Origin of the sequence: Microcoleus sp. EPA2 (genome assembly GCA_020882975.1) — a bacterium.
Classification (GTDB): Bacteria; Cyanobacteriota; Cyanobacteriia; order Cyanobacteriales; family Microcoleaceae; genus Microcoleus.
The window spans coordinates 153,336-177,785 of sequence record JAHRFD010000004.1; the positions used below are offsets into that span (position 1 = coordinate 153,336).

Here is a 24,450-nt window from a genome sequence, read left to right on the forward strand (position 1 = left end):
CCTACAAGGACGGGGTTTTAGACCCAATTTCTGTGATAATATAACTGGGGCGAAAGGATTCGAACCTCTGAATGGCTGGACCAAAACCAGCTGCCTTACCACTTGGCGACGCCCCAATGTCTTAACCTTTATTATCTTACCATTGGGATGCCGGAATTTGTCAAGGGGTTTGACAATAAAATTTTCAAATTTTTCTGGAAGACGATCGCCCGCTCTTGTTCAAGTCTTGCTCACAGAGGGGAGGGCGATCGGGATTTTAATCCTGAATTCCGCGCCCTGTCCTGTGTGTGAGATACACTCCAAGCTCCCGGAGTGTTTTTCTACCACTATTTGATAACTGATGGACAAGCCCAGTCCAGTTCCCTTACCCACAGGCTTTGTTGTAAAAAATGGGTCAAACAAACGACCTTTGGCTTTTTCTGTCAATCCTGGGCCATTGTCCCGAATCCGAATCAGCACAAATTGACCCCTGGATTTGGCTGAGTCTGTTTCCTGGGAGTCGGTTCCCACTATCTGTGTCGAAATTTCGATCTTCTTGGGTGCGGGCTGATGCTCCAAGGCGTCGATCGCATTGCCGATCACGTTCATAAATACTTGGTTGAGTTGACTGGGGTAACACTCCACCTTTGGCAACTCGCCGTAATTTTTGACTACTTCAATGGGAGAAATCTGCCCGTTGGATTTCAAGCGGCTGTTCAAAATCAGCAAGGTGCTATCTATGCCTTCGTGAATGTCCACGGGCTTCATCTCGCCTTCGTCGTGTCGTGAGAAGTTTCGCAAAGAAACGACTATTTTACGGATGCGTTCGACTCCCATTTCCATGGAAGACAAAATTTTCAGCAAGTCGGGGATGACGAAATCCACATCAATTTCTTCGCTCTTGTGGAGAATTTCGGCGCAGGGTTCGGGGTAGTGTTTTTGGTACAAGCGCAGCAAATCCAGCAGATCTTTCATGTACTGCTCGCAGTAAGTCAAGTTGCCGTAAATAAAGTTTACCGGATTGTTAATTTCGTGGGCGACACCGGCCACCATTTGACCGAGAGATGACATTTTTTCGTTTTGGATGAGTTGAGCTTCTTTTTGCTGCAAATTCAGCAATGTTTCGCTTAGTTGGCGGGCTTGAGTTTGAGCGGCTAAGGCAGTGGCGCGACTTTGGGCATAAAGTTCGGCTTGGTCGATCGCGATCGCCAGTTGGTCTACCACCGCTTGCAGCAATTCTACTTCGCTCCAGGACCACTCCCGGCGGTTGCTGTAGTGATTGCAAACAATTGCTCCCATTTGACCGGCGCGAGTCTTGAGCGGTAGCAGCAGCTTGGACGCAATCCCCAAATCTGCCAAAAAAGCTTGGGTGGGCGGCTCAATGCAAGTGGTATTTGCCACATCGCCGATCCTGAGCGGTTGGCGGTGACGAATTTTTTCACCCAGGAGCGTGATTTGGGCGATCGGGTAATCTGCTAGTCTGTCCTTCAACTCTGGATTTGCCGCCTCGTGGGTCATGGCAAAGCTCTCCTGGTTCTGGGGTGAGACTGAATACCATAAAAAGTAGCATTGGTCAATCTGTAATAAGTTACGAATTTGGTTGACGGCAGTATCTAAAATTTTGTCGAGGTCCAGGGAGTTTCGCATTTGGCTGGCGAGACCAAACAGCAAACCTTCGGGTCTACTCAACAATTCTTCGCGAGCTTTCACTCGATCGATCCCCACAGCAATCACGTTAGCCATGGAGACGATCGCCTCTAGGGTTCCCTCCGTGGTTGCATGGCGGCAGCACAGGGCCATCACTCCCACCAGTCGCTTCTCCACAATCAACCCGCTTGCGATGGCAGATGGCATCGACAGCAGAAACAGGGGGGCTGTGGGCAGTTTTCCTGGTTGTGTTGGCATCCACTCCTCTATTTCTATTTCCCAGGCTGGATTGCTCAGTCCTGAAGCAGCTTGCAATTCTAGTCGATCGGTCTGCCGGTTCAAGGTCCAGATGCTCGCCGCTGTGGCGTCTAGGTGTTTGACTATGGCGTCGATGCAGCCCTTGAGCATCGTCGGTATAGTCCCACCTTGTCCTAGGGCCGTACCGACTTGAGCTTGCAATGTGGACAGGCGCGATCGCTCTTGGCTTTCTCGGAGCGCTATTTCTACTGGCTGCTGGTCGATGATGGCCGTTTCCCACGGATAAATTGATGTCCCACCCTCACCAAACACTGAGAGATTTTTGGTGCCAAATATCTTTGTAGCTTCTTCTGGCTTCTGTACGCCAGAGAAGAATTCGTCCACAGACGATCGCTCTAATTCCGCTAATTCTCCTGAGTCTTCCTTGGTTGGTTCTAGCTTAGTGCCATGTTCCTGGGCTTGGGCTAGTTGGCAACGCAGTTCCACCAGGGTAGCAACTTGCCGACTCAAAGCTTTCATAGCATTGATTGCTTCTTTTGTCAAGTCTTTCGGTACGGCATCCATGACCGAGAGGATTCCCAGCATTTCCCCGTCCTTGGTGACGATCGGGACTCCGGCGTAAAATTTCACCAAAGGGTCAGAGGCGACTAGATGATGACTGGCAAATCGGGGATCGGTGGCAGCGTCTCGGATGATACTAACTTCGGAGTTAGATGCGGAGAGTCGATCGAACTCTTGAGGGTTTTGACCCGTCGCGAGGGCGCAAAAATTGAGGTAGTGGTGGGTAAAAGTTCGATCGAGACCTATGTGAGACTTGAGCCAGTGGCCGTTAGAGTCATTGAAACTCACAAAAGCCATAGAACTCTGAGTCATCTGAGCAGCTAAGCCCGCCAAATCATCGAAACAAGCCTCCGAAGCAGAGCCCAGGATCTGATACAGGTCTATATTTTGGAGCTTTAACACTTTTTTCGTAAAAGGCAAGGGTGCTTTCATGTGTAACTGCCCGTTGAGTTGCTTTTGCTAAGAATTATCAATAGAGAACAGAATTAAAAGGCATAGATTGTGGTTTGGGCAGACTGTAGCCTAGTGGCATCTAGGATCGTTGTGCCTGGTTTAGAGATATGTGGGAAATTGGGAGTTGGGGGACTGAGATCGTTACTTAGATTTAGTTTATTCAATCAGTATAAATTTTTTCTAGCGTATTTATATCAGGCAGCTAGTTACCACACTGGTAGATTAAAATCCTGAGTGTGTGTCACAATACCAGTGTCCTACTCCTAGCCATGATGCCTGCTACTGAAGTACAGCTAGAAAATTCAGTGGAAAAAATTCCTAACTTGTTAAATTTCGTAACAATAGTGAGTAAAACTCCTTGGAAGCGATATCATTCAGCCTCTGGTGCATCGGTCGAGATTAGGGCTGGCAGTGAAGGCGAGTCAGTCGCACAAGGTGGATGAATGCTCCCAAGCCAGATTATTGGTGCCTCCCACGCGCCAGTAGCGGTGACAGCTCACAAGTAATCGGGATAGCAAAGCATTTGCAGTTAGTCCCTCTGGGGAAAACTCAAAAATGAAACAGTGAAATTATGTTGCATACTTCTTGAAAGAAGTATAAATAGATTATAGATTGGGGAGAAGAATATGTCTGCAAGTAGCAGCTTACCAACTATTCTGGCTGTTGATGATAGCGCGGTAATGCAAGGATTGGTCAAACAGGCTTTAAGCAAAGAGTTTCGGGTGCTGGTGACTGACAATGCAGTGGATGCTTTGTCAACTATTTATCACGAACAAGTTGCAGTTTTGCTACTGGATGTTTCAATGCCCGGTATTGACGGATTGGAACTGTGCCGCACTGTGCGCAGTTTACCTCAGTTTCAGAACTTGCCCATCGTCATGCTCACAGGGCGAGATGGAGCTTTTGATAAGGTACAGGGGCGCTTGGCGGGAGCAACGGAGTATTTAACTAAGCCCTTTGATGCTGATATGTTACGCGAGGTAATTCATAAATTTATTAACCAATAAGTTCTAAATTTTTAATTTAGCTAACAGGAAAGGAGCGATGGCACTAATGGGCAGAATCTGTTGGACAGCACTTAGGGCGATCGCCTCCTTGGGCATCCCGAAGACAACAGATGTAGCTTCGTCTTGCGCTATTGTCAAACCACCAACTTTGGCGATTGCCAACATTCCGTCAGCACCATCTCTGCCCATACCTGTCAGCAACACCGCCGCCGCCGCGCGACTATAAAAATTAGCTACTGACTTAAATGTCACTGTTACAGAAGGGCAGTGTCCCCCGACAGGAGGAGCTTCTGAATAAACAAATCGCCCTTTAGAGTCCAATTCTAAATGAAACTTTTCCGGTGGAAAATAAACAGTACCCGCTTGTGGCAATTCCCCAACAGCAGCTATCTTAACAGGTAGTTTCGATTCATAGCCCAGCCAATCAACTAATCCTTGCAAAAAACCTTCACTAATGTGCTGGATACAAATTACAGGCACGGGGAAATTAGCCGGCAGCTTAGAAATAATCGCGTGCAATGCCTGTGGCCCGCCTGTAGAAGCCCCTATAACCAATAATTTAATAGTTGGAGGTTTAACATTTTCAGGTAAAAATTGGTAAGGAGAAACTGGTAATTGGTTGATTTTTGTGACATTTTTGTTAAGAGGTTCGGTGGGTACGAACTTTTGATGCCGTGTAAATACTTTCACTCCTGAAAGGATTTTAATTTTAGCGACTAATTGATTAGCAAGGCCATTGTAATCTGAGGCAGAGCCACCCATCGGTTTGGGAAAAACATCCAATGCACCTGCTTTTAACAGTTGAAATACATTCTGAGTATCATCTGCTTGCACGGAAGCACTGATGACTAAAATTGGTAGAGGATATTTCTTCATTACTTCTTGGGTGAATTCTAACCCGTTCATGGGTGCCATATTTAAATCTGTACAGATGACTTGTGGCTGAAGTTTTGGGATTAATTCTAATGCTTCTAATCCGTTGCAAGCAGTACCCACAACTTTGATTTCCGGTGAGGCATCAAAAATTCGTTTGAGGATAATAGTCACTACTGGAGAATCTTCAACTAACAATACTTTAATAGGCGATAACATCAGTTTTTAGGAGAATGGGGAATTAATTGGGCCTAGGGCGTTGACTGTTGACTGTTGACTGTTGACTGTTGACTGTTGACTGTTGACTGTTAACTGTTAACTGTTAACTAATGACTAATAACTAATAACTAATGACTGTTAACTGTTGACTAATGACTAATAATTAATGACTGTTGACTGTTGACTGTTGACTGTTGACTGTTGACTGTTGACTGTTGACTGTTGACTAATGACTAATGACTAATGACTAATAACTACTAACTAATGACTAATAACTAATGACTAATGACTAATGACTAAACTAACCTTTTTAAAGTCTCTACCAACACATCTTGATTAAAAGTACCTTTAGGAATATAAGCATTTGCCCCGGCATCAGCACCTCTCTTTCTATCTTCATCCGAAGCCAAAGAAGTCACTAAAATTATCGGCAAATCACTGTATTTTTGTTGCTGACGAATCTTAACAGTCAGTCCCAAACCATCCAAATTTGGCATTTGTACATCAGAAATCACCGCATCAAAATCGCGAGTTTTTAACTTATTGAACGCATCCAATCCATCTACCGCCGTCACCACTTCATAACCGGCACTTTCCAGGATGCGTTTTTCTTGAGTGCGGGTGGCGATCGAGTCTTCTGCTAAAAGTATAACTTGTTTTCGGCTGGCAGTCTCCATGGGCGATCGCAAACCACCAATAGTACGCGACAAAACTTGCTGGCGTACCGATTTTATCAAATCCTGGGGATTCAGTACCATACAAACTTCCCCGTTACCAAGAATTGTTGCACCGGAAACATTTCGCACCCTTTTTAGTAATTTACTTTGAGGTTTAATCACCACATCCTGTTCGTCTATCAAAGCATCTACAAATAATCCCAATCTTTCCTCCCCTATCTTTAAAATAATACAAGGAATTTTTCCCGAATGTGAACCCATCAAGTCCTTGGGAGTATGGGGGTAAATTCCGGGCAAATTTTCCTCTTTACCTGCGCGATTTATTTGCCTCCAGCTTAGATTATTTAATTCCAGTAAATCTCTCAGATGAGCCACTGACAGAGGCTGACCTTTTAAAAGTATAGTTTCCCTACCTTCCATAGCAAAAATATCAGAAGTAGAAACTAATTGTGCTGTTTCTACAAACTCTAGTGGGAGAGCATAAGCAATATTTTCAACTACTACAATCAATACATTCGCTGTAGCTAAAGACGTACTTAGTTGCAATTTAAAAGTACATCCTTTTCCCCACACTGAATCCACTTGAATAGTACCTTTCAAGGCTTCAACATTAGTACGCACTACATCTAAACCCACCCCACGTCCCGATACTTCAGTTACAAATGTTCTCGTGGAAAAACCAGGAGCAAAAATCAAAGATTGCACTTGATTTGTGGTCATGCCTGCAAGTTGTTCTAAGGTACAAATATTACGTTTAATTGCCGTTTGTTTAATACGCTCAAGATTTAGTCCCCGACCATCATCAGCCACTTCAATAATCACATTACTGGCTATACTATAACCTTTAATGCGGAGAGTCGCCACAGGTGGTTTGCCAATTTTTTGGCGATCGGCAACAGTTTCAATTCCGTGGTCGATCGCATTCCGAATCATGTGCATCAAAGGGTCTTTCATTTCCTCTAAAATACGTTTATCTGCTGTAGTTTCGCCTCCTTCAATCACTAAGGCAACTTCTTTACCTTCCCGTTTCGCTAAGTCTCTTACAGTTCTAGAAAATAAATTAAAAATAGTAGATAAAGGCAGCAGTCTGAGAGTGCGAATACCTGATTCTAGTTCCTCGGCAATTATTTCAAGTCTCGCCGTATCTTCATACACTAAATTTTTCAAGCGGTTGACTAAAATGCCAAGACGTTCTAAGCGTTCTTGGGTATGTTGACAGTAATTCTGCAATTGCATAAATTTATCATTTTCTTTCATCCTGTTTTCATCTATTTGTATCTGATGAAAAGTCAAGCTAGTGGCAAAATATTCTCGACTCCACTCTTCCCACAAAGTCGTAATTTGTTCGATATCTGCCACTCGGTGTCCCAGTCTAGTTTTAGTGACAGTAAGTTCCCCAGCTTGAGTCATTAAATCATCTAAGTTTTGGGTAGCAACGCGAATGGTTTCTATACGATAAGATGAGGTAGATAAGGCAGTGACAGGGGATGGTGAATCCGAAGTAGTTGATGCCGAAGGGGTAGGCAAGTTTTGAGCTTGTAGCAGCAATTCTTGCTCGGATTGTATCGGTAAAAAAGAATAATTATCGTCTGAATTAACAACTTCTGATTTTTTAATACTTGTTTCTATTTCTGCGGTATAATGCTCAGTAATTTGCGGTTCTACCAAGGCTTTTTCTAAGTCTGGTAATTTTGCCGATGATGGCTCTACTATGGGGTTAGTAACTTGTGGTTGTGGTTGACTAGAAGCACCCATCATGCTGGCAAGGATATAAAATGTATTAACTCCCGAATCTTCGCCAGTTACAGCTTCGTCAACTAGCTTGCGGATGGCTTCTAAACCTTGGGAAAGTTTATCGCTAATATCTGAAGTTAGTTGAGTTTCTCCGCGCTTGACACCTCCCAAAATATGCTCCATTTGATGAGCTAAAGATGCCACACTTTTTACTCCTAGCATTCCCGCATCACCTTTGAGAGAATGGGTTTCTCTCAGCAATTCTTCTAATTTAGCGGCATCCCGTGGGTGTTCTTCCAAATACAGTAATCCGTCATCGAGTTTCTGCAAGTGTTCTTCACTAGCAATTTTAAATATATCTCGGAGTTCTTCATCTTCAATGATCATAAATATTTTCAAGAATGGGGAATTGACAAATTACTACACTACAGACTTGAGATTTAATGCAGCTTCATTAAGTTTGTGAGTACCTATTTTGACTTGAGTAATCCCATGGACTGTTTGAGATGCTGCTTGATTGAGAGCATTCATGGTATCACCTACTTGCTGAATCGCGATCGCCTGCTGTTTAATATTAAAATAAATTTGTTGGTTGCTCGCAAACACCAGATTGCAAGCTTCCCTGACACCAGTAAAAGCGGATGCCGTATCTCGTGCTGTTTTCACCCCTGCTGCTGCGGTTTTTTTGCCATCTTCCGTGGCTTTCACCGTCGAGGCGATCGCGCTCTTAATTTCTGGAATAATACCATTAATCTTTTGTGCTGCTTGTTGACTTTCATCAGCTAACTTCCGAATTTCGCTGGCTACCACTGCAAAACCTTTACCATACTCGCCAGCTCTGACTGCTTCGACGGCGGCGTTGAGGGCTAAAATATTTGTTTGGCTAGCTAAATCGCTCACCAAACTTGCTAAACTAGAAATATTTCCAATCTGACTTGTACTGTCATCTAGTCGATGATTATGCTGAGAAATTGCCAAAACAGCTTCTCTAAGATGCAGCATTTGATCGAGAGTTTTCTCTACCATTTCAGTACCTTGTTCCGCGAGATTTAAAGCTTGGCGAGCAGCCCTCGCCACCGCCTCAGCTTGCTCTACCGTTTGGTGAGAAGATATGGCGACATTTTCTAAAGTTATAGTGCTTTCTTTCACTGACACAAATTGCCGTTCAACTATTTGTTCTTGTTGATTCATATTGGATACTATTTCTAGGGAAAATGAAGATATTTGGTATATCAAACCCTGAATTAGTTTCACCAGTTTGTGTAGTATTAACAGTCCTAACGACAGTACAGTCCCTAGGGATAATATAGTAACTAGGATTCCGATTATTTTGAACCCTAAAATAGAATTAAATATGGAATTTTTGTTTGCCTGATGCACAATTACAAAAAATCTTTGCTTGTTGTCTTTGATGGGAAATATTGTATAATAACTAATAACTACATCCCTGAGTTCCACATTGCCTTGACCCCCGGAAAGTATTTGATTAACTATATCTTCTGAATAATCTTTGTGGAAATTCTCATCGGTTTTTATTTCCGAACCCCATTCTTTGTCAGGATTTGAATGGTGGATATAGTAACCATCTTGATTTAACATAAAAACTTGGTCTGAACCTTGATGATTGAGTTCTTTCGCAATATCGATCAGACTTTGACCCAGAGCATTAGCAATCAAAATGCCTTTTCTTTGTCCTTTGCTATCAAAAATTGGAGTAGCGTAGCGAATTGTTGGTTTGTAAGGAAGTTCTATTTTGCCGTATTCCTGATTGAGATTAAATTGAGAGACATAGATTTCTCCAGGTTTTAGTTTCATAGTCAAATAAAAGTAATCTCTGCCTGCTTGATTCTGTAATTGATTATCCCGAATAATTTTAAGATTTTTACCATCAGAATCTACACGAACAAGTTCGTTACCTTTTTCGTCTATGTAACGCAATTTCATATAATAGGGCTTGACTTCCATCAGTGATGAAAAGATTATTTGCATTCGCTCGACCCAATTTTGATAAGTTGAATTACTTTCTCTGTCTACTCCAGTTCCCTCTCTCGCTCTAATAATACCCTGAATCGGGGGAGATTTGCCGATAAATAAAATATCAGAACTAAAATTTTCTAATTTATTAATCATTTGATTGCCACTAGATTTAACACCTTCATCAAGACTTAATAATGCTAAAGATTTAAGGGCTACAGTGGAAGAATAAACCCCATAGGAACCAACAATCAATAAGGGAATTAAGGTACTTAAAATCAAGAGAATTAGCAGTCGGTACTGGAGTTTTCTGAATAAATTTTTAATCATTAGTAATGGGTAATATGAAAGGGCTAGTTAGTAGGAAATTCCTGTTGAATGTTGACGACTGATTAGACTGATGATTTGAGATTTTGGGCTGCTTTATTAAGCTGTTCGATTCCGAGTTTGACTTGAGAAATGCCGGTGGCATTTTCCTGGGCGGCGAGGTTGAGAGAATTAACGGCATGAACTACATCCTGAATGGCGATCGCCTGGTCTTTCGCAGTAAAAGAAATTTGTTGGCTATTCAAAACAATGCGATCGATCGCCTGTGCTACACCAGCAAATGCGTCGGCAGTTTTTCGGGCAATTTTTACTCCACTATCCACGGTTTTTGCTCCATCATCCGTCACCATCGTTGTGGAACTAATTGATGTCTGGATGTCGGCAACTAAAGCATTGATTTTGCTCGCAGATTCCTTGCTTAAATCTGCCAATTGCCGAATTTCTGTAGCAACAACTGCAAATCCTTTGCCACTTTCGCCAGCCCTCCAGGCTTCGATGGCAGCATTAATCGCTAACATATTTGTTTGATTGGCTAAATCGCTAACTAAACTAGAGATATTACCAATGCGACTCGTTTGTTCGCTCAAAAGCAAAATTTGCTTTTCAATTGCTTCAACATTTTGTTTCAAAATTGCCATTTCTTTGAGGGTATTCTGTACTGCTTGACTACCTCCAGTGGTGAGGGCGAGAGCTTGTTTGGCTCCGAGAGCAGCAGCTTCTGCTTGGGAAGCACAAGCCCTGCTTGATTCACCCAATTCATCCATTGTACTCACAGTTCGCTCCACAGCATATAGTTGTTGACTGGCGATACGTTCTTGTTGTTCGATGGTGACAGCAATCTGTGAGGAAGAATAGGCGATGGTCCGCACAATTTTATTCACGGATCTGGTAGTTCGACTAGCGATAAAAGTTGCCATGGCGCTGACAACAGCAGCAGTTAGTCCCACTCCTGCTATCAGAGCAAATAGCAATTGTTTTTGAGGAGCAAATACGTTATCTGTATCGTTTGCAATCAGGACACTCCAACCTAATTTCGGCATATTGTTGGATTTTTCAATTTCAATAGGAGCATAGGTCAGCAGTTGTTGTCCTGCGCCAATCTGATCGGTATCGATGAGACTGTTGATTTTATTGGCGGCTTGCATTGTCGCAAAAACACTATAATCTGAACGTGCATCTCTGCCCAGATGTTCGATTTCTGTAGCAGAAAAAAACTTGCCATTGCCATCAATTAAATGATACTCATCTGCTTCTAGTCCTTCGGAGTCTTCGGAGTCTCTAATTAATTTTTCTTTGTTTTCCTGAAAAGCCTCTTCTAAATATTTTATGGGCGTGCGAGTTCTCAGAATTGCGATAGTTTTTCCCGTATTAATTTCGACTATAGGAGCCGCAGCAAAAATAGAGTATTTGCCAGTGATAAATGATTCTCTAGGTTGCACGAGCGTCGGCAGATTAGTTTTAACTACTTCCTGGAAATAATCGCGTTTACCCAAATCTATAATTGGCTCTCCGCTGGATTGTAAAATAGTATTTCCCAGCATATCTGCGATGGCAATGCTGTCGTAACCTTCCCCTTGTTTTACATATTTATCTAACCGAGCTTGTTTTTGGCTCTTGGAAGTAGTTTCGCTGACTCTGGGATCGTTGAGTATACTTAAATTAGCTAGCTCCTGAACATCTAAGTACCTTTCAAAAACAAAATTACTGACATCATGGGCTATGGCCACGGCTCGTGACTCTTGATATTTAATTACATAATTATTTAGGTTCTGATTGGCAAAGAAAAAAGTTATTGCTCCTGTTAAGATAGCTGGAAGTGTACCGAGGGCGAGAGCAAATGCAATCGCTTTAATTCTTAAGGATATATTTGGCATTTTTTTGAACTTCTCATAATTTCAAAATATCATGAATTACACAGGGTCAGGGTGGGGCATAAATTAGAAATATCTTACACAACTGCTTTCAAGTCTAGGGCTGCTTCATTCAATTTTTGGGTCCCGATTTTAGTTTGACTGATACCGCAAGCTGTTTGAGCTGCGGCTTGATTCAGGGAGTTCATAGCTTCCACCACCTGTTCGATCGCGATCGCTTGTTGTTTGGCATTCAATGAAATCTGCTGAGAACTCAAGACGACATTATTAATTGCATTGACAACCCCGCCAAATGCAGCGGCGGTTTCTGAGGCAATATTCACGCCAAATTCTACTGTTTTAGTCCCTTCTTCTGTGACCATTACTGTTGAATTAATTGCTCTTTGAATATCTGCAACTAATAGATTAATTTGGGCTGCTGATTTTTTACTGCGCTCGGCCAGTTTGCGAATTTCGGACGCCACAACACCAAACCCCTTGCCATTGTCCCCCGCCCGCACGGCTTCCACGGCGGCATTGAGTGCTAACATATTGGTCTGATTAGCCAAATCGCTAACTAAAGTTGAAATATTACCAATGCGATCGGTTTGTTCGCTTAATTGCATAATTTGTCCTTGCATATCCTCAACTTTGGTTTTGAGAGTTCCCATGGCTTCTAAAGTTTGTGCTACAGCTTTTGTGCCACCTCCAGCTAAATTCAAAGCTTGCATTGCTTGCATCGCTGCTGTTTCTACCTGCTGTGCTGTCGCCCTGGAAGATGCACCCAGTTCGTCCATTGTAGTCGTAGTTTGATTGACAGAAGCTGCTTGTTGACTGGCCATCCGTTCCTGTTCTTCGATGGTGGCTGCAATCTGGCTGGAAGAAGTGACGATCGAGCTAATTGCGCGATCGATAGTTCGGGCAATTCCTGACGAAATTAGCCAAGCTATCACCCCACCTAACAGGACTAAAAACCCACAACTAACTACCAATACCGATATTAAAAATATCAAAGAGTCCTTAGTTTTTTTTGTCTCTTGTTTAATTAAGTCTGATTCTAATTCACTAAATTGTCTATGTATTTCGACAAATTCATTCACAAGTTTTGTGTGTCTTCCTGTATTAAATATTGCGAGGGCTTCACTTTTTTTATTGGCTTGCAATAAATTAACTATTTCGTTAGAATTCTTATAATATTCGTTGCTGAGACTTAGCATTTTTTGTAAACGAGTTTTCTGTTGAGGGTTTTTAATGATGGGTTCCACATTATTAGCAGACTGACGAGCCAATTCTGCACCTGTTTTAAAATCATTTAAAAACCGGGGATTTTGATTGATTAAATATCCCCGTAATCCGCGTATCATTTGCTCATTTCCTGCGGAAATATTGTTGGTTAGTCCGATGACATTTTCTATTCTTTCTACTTCTTGAAAACTACTCAATACCTGAGTGGTGGTTTGATAAACTAGGATGGGTAAACCTAAGTAGATAGCTGCGGGCGCTAAATAGGCGATCAGCATTTTATTTCTAATATTTATTTTTTTTAAGATAGCAAACATATTTTTCTCCGGGATTTAACAGCACTTACGCTGCATCAATGCTGACGGGGCAATAGTCGGGGAATGCCCCCCGATTAAATGCTTGGGCAGAAATTTTGCGTAAGTCCTAATCAATATTTATAATACCAAATTATCTTCTTTAGTCAAATATCGTTTTTAAAACCGATTTGGTAGATTGTTTTGATTCACACCTCTTCATCCACGATGACTCCTCCTTTTGTGAGGAGTTTTTCCAAATTCAGAATCGCCATCATTTTTCCTCCGTAAAGAGCTGTACCTCGTAGATATTCGCGGTTAGCTGAATGCAGTGCCGCGGGAACATTTGCAATTTCTGAAACTCTTAAATATACAATATCTAAAATTTCGTCTACAACTATTCCAGTGACTAAATCTGCCACTTGCACCACGATCGCCTGAGATTGATAATTTGTGGCACTCGGCATATTTAAAGAAATATTTAAAACATTGCGAATATCCAGTATGGTTAAAATTTCTCCCCGTAAATTCATATTGCCAATTATGTGATCTGGAGTGCAAGGAATTGGGGTTAGTGGGCGAATTTCTGTAAATTCACGGACTACATCCAGCTCCATACCAAAGTATTCACCATTCAAAGTAAACACGGCTACGGATATATTAATTGCGGCAGAATAGTCCCCCTCGGCTTGCCGCCTCAAATTGTCAGCCCGCGATTTAAAAATTGCTCTTTCTTCCGGGGTAGCTTGGGGGCAAAAAATCTGATGCTTGCTTAAAATTTTCGCATTTTCACTCAACAATTTGGCTTTGAGATACCAGGGTAGATTTTCTGTTTCTGTCTCTAGTGCTGTTTCTTCACCACCTGCATCGCTGATAGAAATAGGTAAGCTTTCCTCTGTTTTTTCAGCAGAATATCGAATTAGGCGATCCAGATTGAGTAGCATGATAATATCGGCTTCGCAGCGGGCGAATCCAGCGACAAAGTGATGGGATGCGACGCCTTCGTCTCGCCCATAAGATAGCTGGGGAGTGGTGGTATGTTCTGAGATTTCTTTAACTTCGCGAACTTGATTGACAATGATACCGACTTTCCATTCTTGCCACTCTATGACGATCGCACTATCTGTCACAGTATACTCCTGCCAAACGTATCCAAAACGGAGATTCAGATCCATCACAGGCAGAATTTCACCCCGAAGGTCGATCGCCCCAACAATATCTTGAGGCGCTTCTGCAATGGGCGTCAACTCCGGCAGAAAGAAAATTTCTTGAACACAGCAGGCTTCTACACCGTAGAGAAAACCGTTCTGTTCAAAAATAAGATACGGTTTAGTTTCCATATTGAACTATTTGGGACAAAGGTATAGGGAACAGCGAAGGGGAGGGAGCGAACATTATACATATTCCCGGGGACTACATATTAGAGAAGGACTGGTTTATAGAGAAAGCCAGTTGTTAGCTACCAGTGCATAAATTTTGTTGGCTGTACAATCTTAACAATTTTTTTTTAAGTTCTAACAAAACTTGGCTCGCCGTCATTTTACCCTGCTGCTCGATCGGAGTATTGGGCGGTAATTTTCCGAGAATTTCACAGGATGAATTATACATTTTCATAGCTCTTGTTATCTGGCCTTCTTTATGGTATATATTGCCCAGATCTAAATAAGCTGAAATAAAAGATGGACACAGATAAATTATCCTCTTAAGAAACTGCTTAGCTGTTTCTAATTTTCCCTGCTCTTCGGCAATTTGAGCTTGTAAATAATAGGGAAACACCGACATTACATCAACTTTACTAGCTCGTTGGCAGTGTTCGATCGCCTGAGAATACTTACCTAAATTTGCATAAATTTGAGCTAATAAATAATCGGCATCAAAATTATACGGCTGCATTTTCAGAGATTGTTTTGCTTGGGCAATTGCTGCTGCATAAGCTTTATTTTTAAAATTTTTCTTAGCTTCTTCAATCAATACTGAAGAGGTTTTTTCCTGGCGTTGATTCAATAATTCGTTATGGGGTGCTTTAGTAGCTTTTTTTTCGGTTAAATCTCCCACTAAATAGCGATTTCTCAGCATTTTTCCTAGGGGACTAGATTCTGTTAATAGGGGAGTGAGTTCTGCAAAAGGCCCCTGAGCAAAACTAGCTGATTTGGTTGCTAGTCCTAGGAAATTGCGATCGTCAACGAATCCAGAATTTTCTGATTTCTCAAGGGATGACTTGAGTTGCTGTAAGTTCCAAGATTCATTTTGAGAGCCTTCTCCCAGTAATTGATCTCGACGCTGATAAACAATGGACTCCGGGAAAACCTTGGGTAGAAACTCGTTCATAATTTGACCATGCACTTCAGCGTGGCCAGTCATTAAATATCCTCCCGGTCTCAGAGTCTTGGCAAATTTTTTCAGTACCAGTGAAATATACTGATGCTCAAAATAAACAAAAACGTTTCTACACAAAATTAAATCAAAATTATAAATATTTTTGTAAATATTAGGAAAGTCGTCTGCGATTAAATTTACACAGCTAAAATTTACACTTTGGCGCAATTCTCGACTTATTTCCCATTCAATTTGTCGCTGATTAAAATACTGTTTTTGTACTTGGGGGTCAACCAAGCGAAACGACCAAGGGCTGTATACTCCCTGTTGGGCTTTTTCGATTACTTTTTCATTTATATCAGTCCCTAAAATTAATATTTTCCATTGAGGCCAATCGCCAATCAATTGTTTTAACAAAATAGCTAAAGAATAAGGCTCTTCACCAGTGGAACATCCCGCACTCCAGAGTCGGAGTGTCGGCACAATTCCCAAGACATTTTGTAACTTTCTTTTCTGCTCTATTAATTCAGGTAAAATTACTTTTTTCAATAAATCAAATTGTCCCTGATCGCGCATGAAATAACTTTCTACCGTTGTCAACAGCAATACTAACTCGCGCCATTCGTTTTGACTTTCAAAGCTTTTCTCATTTAATATTTTATAATATTTTTCGGGTTCTTTTATTTTTAATACTTGCATTCTCTCCACAATTTTTTGACACAAATTAGGTCGGTCTTGAGGCCGAATTTGTAATCCAATTTGAGAACTAATTAATTGAATAAATAGTTGAATTAGTGAATCATTCATATTAAATGTGTAGATTTATTCTAAAATTTGTGTGAATTAGTGATGCTTATTTGTTAGTTGTTATTTTTTAGTAGGTATTTTAGCTGATCGCCCTGAAAAAAGCTATACCAAGAACATCATATCAGAAAATTGTCTCCTGGAGGCATTGTAATATAAATTTAGGCTGCACCGGACAGAATTACCTTATTTGCGTGTCCTGGACTAAAATAGTCAGCAACTCCAAGGCAAAAGGCAGAAAACAGAAAAAATTCTGTCTTCTGCCTTCTGGGTGCAACCGCCTCAATTCCCAACTTTAAGCTGGATATATCCGCAGGCGGCGATTCGGTTCTTCACCAAAACTGTCGGATTTTAGGTGATAGTGTTCCACAAGTTCATGCTGCATTTTGCGAACATTAGGAGAACGGGGCAAGAGTTCCACAGGCTGTCCCTTGGGAATCACAATTTGCTCCACAGCTAAGCGAGTTTCTTCCAGAGCTTCGAGTTCGTCAGAAGAACCGCTGCGGGCAAATAAGCTGAGGTCAGCGATTTCCGGGGTTGCGGGGTCCTCCATGTCCAACAAGCGTCGCAAAGCTCTCGCTACGTGAGGCAGAGTGCTAGCTTTAATGGTGTGCAGAGGAACTTGGCGAGTTTTTGCCAAATGACGCAGTTTCGACTGGTTGCGAACATTAGAGCGCAAAGCTAAAACCACGTCAGCAGTGTCAATATCCTTAGTCAGCACCACAGGCAGATTCAAAGTCGAAATTACCTGTTCGAGGTGATGACGAGCTATGCCATAAGGATAAACGTGGAGTGGCAAATCTTCCCCATTGGGCCCGACATTTTGAGAAAAGCGTCCGGGCTTGGCGACTGGTTCCACTGACAACGACTCTTCCAGCAGTTGCTCAAAATATCTAGTTTCAGACACTGGGGCATTGTTGGCTGGGAATTTGTCAGCGGGAGGGGGCATGGGTACCATTTTCCCAGCACTGCGCCACCCGGATAGGGGAGTGACGGGCCGGATTGCCGATACCGAAGCCGACGATGACGACGACGCAGTACCTGAGTTCCCCGGAAACCGGGCGGGAGGAGTGCCTGCTTCGTGAGCGATGAGGACTTCTCCTGTCTCGCTGATGCTTCTGATTTGTTGGTTCGGTTGTTTTCCTCGTAGTAGAGTGTCGATCGCCTCTGCAACTTGCTCGTGTACCACCCACTTCTGGCGTTCGAGCATTTCGATGGCAATGGCAAAAGTTGGGGGTGCTTTGCGCTCCAAAACCGTCTTTTGAGAACCGCGACGCCTAGCCTCATCATCTCCGAGCGTCACCGCTTGAATGCCGCCAATTAAATCAGCTAGAGTCGGGTTTTTCATCAAGTTTTCGATCCGGTTCCCGTGGGCAGTACCGACTAACTGCACGCCCCTTTCGGCGATGGTTCGGGCGGCCAAAGCTTCCAATTCCGTGCCGATTTCGTCAATCACGATCACTTCCGGCATATGGTTTTCCACTGCTTCGATCATGACTTGGTGTTGAAGTTCGGGACGGGAAACTTGCATTCTGCGAGCTCTGCCGATCGCTGGGTGAGGAATATCTCCATCTCCGGCAATTTCATTGGAGGTATCAATAATCACCACTCGTTTTTCCAAATCATCAGCTAACACGCGGGCAATTTCCCGCAGCGCTGTTGTTTTGCCGACTCCGGGGCGGCCGAGCATCAGAATCGATTGGCCGGTTTCCACCAAATCCCGGATAATCTTGATCGTACCAAACACAGCACGACCAACCCTCAAAGTCAAGCCAATAATCTCACCACTGCGGTTGCGAAGGGCGCTGATCCGGTGCAGGGTTTGCTCGATGCCGGCTCGGTTGTCCCCACCGAAATGACCGACTCGCTCAATGCAGTAATTCAGGTCTGCCTTGGAAATCGGCTTCTGGGAAAGGTGTTCGGCCTTGGATGGAAAACGAGCTTCGGGAAGGCGCCCCAAATCCATCACAATCTCAATCAGATTGTTACGCTGCGGGTGCTGTTCTAGGGGTTGCCGGATGTCATCTGGCACGATGTCGAGTAATTTATTGAGGTCGTCTGTAATCTGCATTCGCCGTCCATCTGTTCGGGTGACGTTTTCAAGCTTTTTAGTCATTAGTCATTAGTTATTAGTCATTGGTTATTAGTTATTAGTTATTGGTTATTGGTTATTAGTTATTAGGTATTGGTTATTAGTTATTGGAACTATAGCAATCGCCAATGTGGTCAAGGCATTTATAATCATTGAACCCAATGACTGCGTTTATCCTGCCCTGCGACTCCGCTCCCTGAGCGATGCTCAAAGCGCCTTGGCGACTGGTGTAACTACTAACCAACGACTACTGACTAATGACTACTGACTAATGACTACTGACTAATGACTACTGACTACTAACTAATCTTCTTTGAGTTGGGAAACTAGAGAATCAGCTAAACTCACGGCCTGCCTGAGCAGTGCTGGGAAGGCTTCTAGTTGAGTTAGTCTTGGTGTTTGAGTTCCGGCTACTGGTGGCGTGATGGCGTTTGGAATCGCCAAGGCTCGATCGATTTGCATTGTTTCTAATTGCTCTAAAATTGGTGACAGCAAAACACGGGCATAGCTGCCATAAGCTACACCTGCAATATATGGGGTTTGGGAAATTGACAAATTTTTCTTGCCCTCCCTCATCAGCCCAGATGCTCTGAGTTTGCTGACAGTATGAGCATTAGTGCCACCAGCAAGTTGCACGTATCCGGGTAAGCCGGCCGCTAAGACTTTTTGGCCTAGTTTGACGGCTGCTCTAGTAGCTCCGGTTCCAATATCTCCACTCATTGGCCTACCGTCGGTTTGCCAAATTAGGGGACAAGGAAGGGGGGAAATTATTTGATAAAGTGTCCGCAAATAATCAATCAAACCTTCTCCATCGGGGCAACTAATGGCAATTAATTTGAGTCGATCGACCCAGGGATTTATGCTTGACCAAAGTCTTGCAAAATCTGTTTCTCTGCCTATTTGGGTGTGGATTTCTAGGGCGTCCACACCGGATTGCAGGATTAAAGGTGCGATCGCGGCAGGGGCCGACACGTAGGAACGGGTGTAAATTAGTTGGCTGGGACAAACCGGGAGACAGCGACCGCAGCCATAGCATTGCTGGTCTATGACCCCGGAAACACCTTCGCCACCACCCTGAAAAACGATGGCTGTGGCTGGACAAATTTTTTCGCAAGGTCGCCAGCAGTCCACCGGACACTCGGCTGGGTTGAATTCGGCCTTACGAAAATGCGGGTCTTCCCCATCATTTAAACTTACCATCAGCCAGGGCAAACCTTGTCGGTCAAACCTGGGGTTTTGGGCTTGAGTCTGTATGGTGCCGGCCACCTGTAGGGCTTCTTTCGCTGCTGCGATCGCCGCCGGGTCTGCCGCGACATCGATACAGTCAGCGCCTGCTAAGGTGTAAGCCAAGGTTAGGTTCCGAACCGCAGGCAGGTGTTGAAAGCTGGCCCCGCAGATCAGTTTGAACCAATGGCCACCTTTTAATGAGTTTAGGGGCTGGTAATGTTCTGTCACCTTTATATGCTAACGTTTTGAGCTAAAAATTGCGAGGCAAAAATTTCAACTGAGTTTTCCGACTCAGACAGATACAAGGATCAAAACGCTACCGATAGGAGTGGGACTTGGGGGGGCAGCCCCAGATGTGGAGTATCAACCATTACTTTTTTGGCAATCTAATTTTTTTAAGATTTTTTGTTGCGGGTGCGATTTTTAATTGTTGGCTGAGGTTTTAATTTTAGGCAGACTTATAATACTATCATTTGTTAGCGGTGGGTGCAAGATAAAAGCCGACTATTATTGCAGGATTGAGAGTTTTGGAATCTCTTAACTCGATTCGGAGCCATCTAGCGCCCACCAAAGCACCTGGGCGTATTGAGCGCACTCAAACCAAGGCAGAATGAAAGTTAAATAGCCGATCGCCATTGCTGATATGTCGGTATTTAGCGACACGATCGCACAGTGCAAGCAATATCCCCACAAAGCAAAACTAGCGATCGCACCCAGAATGCCTGTAGAAATAGCAGTATCTAAAATCCAATTGTGAGCTTTATAACTCGGTATTTTTTCAGTACGAATCTGTCCGTTTATATCCAGGTAATCGTAAGAAAACTGACCTAAATTCACAATTTCAGGAACCTTATTGGGATTGGCGACGAAAGGATATGCAATGCCAAATCCGTTAAAACCCCAGCCAAAGAGAGGTCGTTTTTGAATCCCGCGCACAGCAAGTTCCCACAGGGGCGATCGGCTGGACATTACTTGTGCAACAGATACCCGATTCCAGTCCAGAGGTCTAGTAAAGGTCATTGCACTAATTGCTACTAAGCCGAGCGCAATAACTGCAATCATTAATTTATAGTATTGCCATCCCAATAAGTAAAATAGTGCTATAATTAAAGATAAAATTGCTGTGCGAGTGTTGGTAAATAGCAAAGCGGGGAGAATTATGAATAAAATCAGAGTGGAAGTGCGATCGTTAATTAATTTCCACTTCCAACCTACCGCACAAATCACGGCTGTCAGAGCCAATACTATGGCTGCGTGACCGCGGTGCGAGAAAAGTGCGATCGGCTGCTGTCCCCGAAAAATCGTACTAGCCAAAACATCATGTGCGATCGACTGACCGTTCGTTGCTGTATAATCAATTTGCCAGTTGACAACTTGCGGAAAAACGCTAACAGCTACAACCGCCCCTCCTATCAGCAAACCCCGCATTTGAGAGAGAAACAGTTCGGGATGAAGTTTTAGTAGCAACCTATTACTCAGCGAAAAAATAGAAATTAACAGCCAGTACAGCCAGCCATCTCCCATTTGGTCTTGTCCCCAAAAAGAACGCTCCGGGAAAGGACTGTTGAGGGTAGAAATCGCTCCCACCGTCAAAAAAACTCCCCACAAAATCAGGCAGATTTTCCACTGGCGGGAAAAAGTTAAAAGTTTCCTTTCTTCCCATAAAAATGATAAATTTGAAAGCACAATCAGCAGGACAACAAAAACTTTAGGTTGCGTCCAAATTTCGCCGCGGCTGCCTCCCCAAGGGTTGATGAGAATGAGGCTGAAAGCATATAGCAGAGTGTAAAGATTTTTCATTTGTGTCATTGCGAGCTTTGTGTGATTGCTGTAGGGGCGGGTTCACCAACAATATCTGCTAATAATTGACAATCTCAAAAACCCGCCCCGATCGGGATATTAGGCTCTAGAAAAATTATCCAGCCTGTCGCTTTTTCCGCAAAATATGCCGCATCCCAGCGAACCACAACAGCATTCCTTTAGTCGCCAGAATACTTCCCGGTTCCGGCACAGCTTCCGCATCAATTGGCTTGGGAATTTGCCGCATCTTGAAACTTCCTTCCCGTTCCTGAAAAGCTAATTGAATTGGAAATGCTGTTTCTGCTGTCTCACCAAATAATGAATCAATCCCAGTGATTCTAAAATTATCTACTGGATAACCCAACAAAGAAATAAAGTCTAACTTATCTCCTGGACTGAAATTACCGAGTATCGAATCTCCTACTGCAACAGTAAACTCCTGGTCATCGCCCACAGGGAAATCGAGAATTTCAGTAAATAAAGTGTCTTCCAGAGATTGGAATTCAAAGCCGTAAGTAGTTGGAGGGTCAAACCAGCGGCAGCCGGGAACTTTGTTGAAGACTTGCCAGCCATTTTGGATAGAATTAGGAAGGATGGGGTTTTGCTGTGTCAGGCCCCGCTTTTCTTTTCCGAATCCGCCGCCGCCGCTACTTGCGGAGCTAAAATCTGGCGAGTCTTGTGGGTCGTAAACATCAACAAAAAGCTCGTAATTGCCTGTGTCTTGACCGCGAGCACCTCCACCAGCAGCACGGACATCGAGGTTGATATTGCCGCTACTACCTACAGTACCCGTTAGTGCGGAGGCAAAACCATTTCCTACAGAGCTACTGTTGTCGTCAAATCCTAGCCGAAAACCTGAGTTATTGTGGGTGCTTAAGAATGTGTTGGGGTTGCAGCGATTGGAGGGGAGGTCGTTGTTTGTCCAGGCTATATATTTTGAACCAGGGGTAAGGTTAGGGAGATTAAAACGGTCTACTTCAAAACCGGAGGCGAGGCTGTCGGAAAACTTTTTAGAAGTTTTAGGACGATTAATTGTACTTTTCCAACCCCAAGAAACCCCGTTATAAATTGAGACTTTATTGTCTGCTGTCTTCTCAACCAGATACAGTTCAGCGTCAAAGGTATGACCTATCGAGACATTATTCCTGAATGGATAGTCTTTAAATACACCGGGTTGTAACATTCCTGGAAACTGGAGATCGTAGAATGGATTACCCTGAAAAGATGGAACGTCAATGAAATTATTTGGCTCTCCTTTACGATCGTTAAAAAATTCATAGTTAGTTACCCGTTGAATCCAATGTAGATTGTTAATATTATTGTGAAAGCTGCTGGAAACGCCATTTTCTGCTATCTGATAAAGGTAATTGAGTTGAAATTTAGCCCCTACGTGAGTAGCTTCGTCTGGGAAGTTAGCCTCTGGTGTGTAGTACGGATTATTCTCTAGAACTTCAAATCTACCATCTATTTGCACCGTATTAAATTCCCATCCTTGAAAAAGGGTTTTTAGATTTTTTATAAAGTCACTACTTTGAGCAGGTGGGTCAAGAAGTTTTACCTGTTTTACCGTTATTTTACCTTCAGCCTTAATTGGGTCTTTGTATGAAATGGTTTTAGAGCTAGTGTCACCACCCAAACTAAAAGAAAACGCACTCTCTTGCTGACCTGTCAGTCCGAGCAACAAGCTCGCCGTCAACAATACTAAAGGGTATGGTCTTAATTGCATTTTTTTAACTCCTTATAAACTACTAATTTTAAAAAACTATCAACCTGCGTAGCAATTATCCCCAACAGATCATTGTGAAGTCGTTAAGGCTCAATTCTCGACTAAGTTAAACTCTACAAAAGGCGTCGCTCCCAAGCCCTTCCACGTATCTCCGGATAAATTTTGAGTGCAGCTTACTTCTGACACTCCAGGGTTGTACCCAATTCTTATCTGATACTTACCGGGCTTGAACTCATCAAAATAGATGAAGCCACCAGAGCGTTCAGAGCGTCCAAGTAAAAGCAAGTTATTTTCCCAGAAGAGTTTGGCATCTAGACTGAAAGTAACATTCTCTCCTGGCTCGACTAACGGACAGTTGTATCCTGCCAGCAAATTCCCTCCCCCGCGTCCTTTCAAACGCAGTTTTTTACCACCTTGCTCTAGAATCTGTAACATTGTATTTAACTGTTGGAAACGAAACGAAGTTGCCGTTTTATTGGTAATCCGAAGAGCGAGTTTTACAGGAGTTGTAGCATTGGGCTTATTTGAGGGGATTATAAAGACACGCTCTGGCATAAAAATTTCAAAGCGAATGCCATCTAATTCAACTGTATTGCTGTTAATGGATACAGGTTGAACTACGCGAATCGGTATGAAGTTCGTAGCTCCCTGACCTCTTCTAAGTCCTTTTACTGTCATCGGCTTTTGCGTTTCTTCGTCATAGCAGGAAACTTTTCCACCAGGACTGTCATAAATGAACCGAAGCTGATATTCTCCGGGCTTTAGTTCGTCAAAATACCAGAAGTAACCAAGCCCAGCATCACCTTTGAGTTGAAGCTTATTATTATTCCATGTAAGTACACCGGAACGGAATAATTTTCTTGTTCCTGGCTCCACTAATCCGCACAAACTTCTCGTATTTGACTGTCTATCTCTAGCTTTTTGTAGTGGCAGCGATCGACCATCTTGCCCTACAAGTTCTGGAATCAATGTGTCGTTGTCAGCTCGAATGAAATTTTGTGTATTGTTGGCAATGCTAACTACAAAAGATAAAGGGCTACTGATATCCAGCTTCTTTTCCGGTATGGGTAAAACAAAGTATGGCACTGAGATTTTCATAGAAATGCCTTCCTGTTCTACGGTTTTGTTGTCAGGTGAATCTACGGATTTCAACTCAGCCACCCTCGTTATTCCTAGATGGGAGGGCGCAGTCGAGCCTCTGGACACATGGCTTAATGCCATTACTCCCTCTTTCATCGCAATAACTTCTCTAGGCACATGACTCAATGCCACTAAGCCAGAAAGAATTAAAACCAATAAAAATAGGTAACAGTTCTTCATCACATGAATTAGCTCTGCTTTTTTAAAGTGACTCATTACTATTTGACTATATATATTAGGACAAGTCTATT

14 protein-coding genes and 1 tRNA gene are annotated in these 24,450 nt (G+C 43.0%); 1 reads left to right on the plus strand and 14 read right to left on the minus strand.

Going from position 1 to position 24,450, the window contains the following annotated elements; all coding sequences use genetic code 11:
* Window positions 1-44: 44 nt before the first annotated feature.
* Window positions 45-116, minus strand: a tRNA-Gln gene (locus tag AAFP14_RS06410).
* 103 nt (window positions 117-219) lie between these two features.
* Window positions 220-2,877, minus strand: a complete 2,658-nt coding sequence (locus tag AAFP14_RS06415) for a GAF domain-containing protein (protein ID WP_341731459.1) — start codon at window positions 2,875-2,877, stop codon at window positions 220-222.
* Between the two features lie 647 nt (window positions 2,878-3,524).
* Between AAFP14_RS06415 and AAFP14_RS06420 the strand changes: the two genes are divergently transcribed.
* The gene (locus AAFP14_RS06420) at window positions 3,525-3,905 is read left to right on the plus strand and encodes a response regulator (protein WP_340519901.1); all 381 of its coding nucleotides are present in this window, start codon (window positions 3,525-3,527) and stop codon (window positions 3,903-3,905) included.
* A gap of 3 nt (window positions 3,906-3,908) precedes the next feature.
* Here the strand turns inward: AAFP14_RS06420 and cheB are convergent, their stop codons facing one another.
* The 12 genes from cheB to AAFP14_RS06485 form a co-directional block, all read right to left on the minus strand.
* Window positions 3,909-4,997: a chemotaxis-specific protein-glutamate methyltransferase CheB gene (cheB, locus tag AAFP14_RS06425; RefSeq protein ID WP_341731460.1), complete on the minus strand. Its 1,089-nt coding sequence runs from the start codon at window positions 4,995-4,997 to the stop codon at window positions 3,909-3,911.
* A 296-nt stretch (window positions 4,998-5,293) separates the two neighbouring features.
* Window positions 5,294-7,795 (minus strand): hybrid sensor histidine kinase/response regulator, encoded by a 2,502-nt coding sequence (locus AAFP14_RS06430; protein ID WP_341731461.1) that lies wholly within the window; start codon window positions 7,793-7,795, stop codon window positions 5,294-5,296.
* 33 nt (window positions 7,796-7,828) lie between these two features.
* On the minus strand, window positions 7,829-9,712 hold the full coding sequence (locus AAFP14_RS06435) for a methyl-accepting chemotaxis protein (protein ID WP_341731462.1): 1,884 nt from the start codon (window positions 9,710-9,712) through the stop codon (window positions 7,829-7,831).
* Between the two features lie 62 nt (window positions 9,713-9,774).
* Window positions 9,775-11,583 carry a methyl-accepting chemotaxis protein gene (locus AAFP14_RS06440; protein ID WP_341731463.1) on the minus strand — a complete coding sequence of 603 codons (1,809 nt, stop codon included), beginning with the start codon at window positions 11,581-11,583 and terminating at the stop codon, window positions 9,775-9,777.
* Window positions 11,584-11,657: 74 nt separating this feature from the next.
* Window positions 11,658-13,118, minus strand: a complete 1,461-nt coding sequence (locus AAFP14_RS06445; RefSeq protein ID WP_341731464.1) for a methyl-accepting chemotaxis protein — start codon at window positions 13,116-13,118, stop codon at window positions 11,658-11,660.
* 185 nt (window positions 13,119-13,303) lie between these two features.
* Window positions 13,304-14,434: a chemotaxis protein CheW gene (locus tag AAFP14_RS06450; RefSeq protein ID WP_341731465.1), complete on the minus strand. Its 1,131-nt coding sequence runs from the start codon at window positions 14,432-14,434 to the stop codon at window positions 13,304-13,306.
* A gap of 115 nt (window positions 14,435-14,549) precedes the next feature.
* Window positions 14,550-16,217 (minus strand): CheR family methyltransferase, encoded by a 1,668-nt coding sequence (locus AAFP14_RS06455; protein ID WP_341731466.1) that lies wholly within the window; start codon window positions 16,215-16,217, stop codon window positions 14,550-14,552.
* Between the two features lie 292 nt (window positions 16,218-16,509).
* Window positions 16,510-18,285, minus strand: a complete 1,776-nt coding sequence (locus AAFP14_RS06460) for a R3H domain-containing nucleic acid-binding protein (RefSeq protein ID WP_341731554.1) — start codon at window positions 18,283-18,285, stop codon at window positions 16,510-16,512.
* Window positions 18,286-18,609: 324 nt separating this feature from the next.
* Window positions 18,610-19,761, minus strand: a complete 1,152-nt coding sequence (gene ldpA, locus AAFP14_RS06470; protein ID WP_341731467.1) for a circadian clock protein LdpA — start codon at window positions 19,759-19,761, stop codon at window positions 18,610-18,612.
* Window positions 19,762-20,070: 309 nt separating this feature from the next.
* Window positions 20,071-21,333 carry an O-antigen ligase family protein gene (locus AAFP14_RS06475; protein WP_341731468.1) on the minus strand — a complete coding sequence of 421 codons (1,263 nt, stop codon included), beginning with the start codon at window positions 21,331-21,333 and terminating at the stop codon, window positions 20,071-20,073.
* A 115-nt stretch (window positions 21,334-21,448) separates the two neighbouring features.
* Window positions 21,449-23,059: a hypothetical protein gene (locus tag AAFP14_RS06480; protein ID WP_341731469.1), complete on the minus strand. Its 1,611-nt coding sequence runs from the start codon at window positions 23,057-23,059 to the stop codon at window positions 21,449-21,451.
* Window positions 23,060-23,149: 90 nt separating this feature from the next.
* Window positions 23,150-24,415 carry a histidine kinase gene (locus AAFP14_RS06485; RefSeq protein WP_341731470.1) on the minus strand — a complete coding sequence of 422 codons (1,266 nt, stop codon included), beginning with the start codon at window positions 24,413-24,415 and terminating at the stop codon, window positions 23,150-23,152.
* Between the last annotated feature and the right edge of the window lie 35 nt (window positions 24,416-24,450).

Excerpts from the sequence above, each read along its gene's own strand:
- AAFP14_RS06415 (WP_341731459.1), bottom strand. The coding sequence starts at position 2,877 with ATGAAAGCACCCTTGCCTTTTACGAAAAAAGTGTTAAAGCTCCAAAAT.
- AAFP14_RS06420 (WP_340519901.1), top strand. The coding sequence starts at position 3,525 with ATGTCTGCAAGTAGCAGCTTACCAACTATTCTGGCTGTTGATGATAGC.
- cheB (WP_341731460.1), bottom strand. The coding sequence starts at position 4,997 with ATGTTATCGCCTATTAAAGTATTGTTAGTTGAAGATTCTCCAGTAGTG.
- AAFP14_RS06430 (WP_341731461.1), bottom strand. The coding sequence starts at position 7,795 with ATGATCATTGAAGATGAAGAACTCCGAGATATATTTAAAATTGCTAGT.
- AAFP14_RS06435 (WP_341731462.1), bottom strand. The coding sequence starts at position 9,712 with ATGATTAAAAATTTATTCAGAAAACTCCAGTACCGACTGCTAATTCTC.
- AAFP14_RS06440 (WP_341731463.1), bottom strand. The coding sequence starts at position 11,583 with ATGCCAAATATATCCTTAAGAATTAAAGCGATTGCATTTGCTCTCGCC.
- AAFP14_RS06445 (WP_341731464.1), bottom strand. The coding sequence starts at position 13,118 with ATGTTTGCTATCTTAAAAAAAATAAATATTAGAAATAAAATGCTGATC.
- AAFP14_RS06450 (WP_341731465.1), bottom strand. The coding sequence starts at position 14,434 with ATGGAAACTAAACCGTATCTTATTTTTGAACAGAACGGTTTTCTCTAC.
- AAFP14_RS06455 (WP_341731466.1), bottom strand. The coding sequence starts at position 16,217 with ATGAATGATTCACTAATTCAACTATTTATTCAATTAATTAGTTCTCAA.
- AAFP14_RS06460 (WP_341731554.1), bottom strand. The coding sequence starts at position 18,285 with ATGCAGATTACAGACGACCTCAATAAATTACTCGACATCGTGCCAGAT.
- AAFP14_RS06475 (WP_341731468.1), bottom strand. The coding sequence starts at position 21,333 with ATGAAAAATCTTTACACTCTGCTATATGCTTTCAGCCTCATTCTCATC.
- AAFP14_RS06480 (WP_341731469.1), bottom strand. The coding sequence starts at position 23,059 with ATGCAATTAAGACCATACCCTTTAGTATTGTTGACGGCGAGCTTGTTG.
- AAFP14_RS06485 (WP_341731470.1), bottom strand. The coding sequence starts at position 24,415 with ATGAGTCACTTTAAAAAAGCAGAGCTAATTCATGTGATGAAGAACTGT.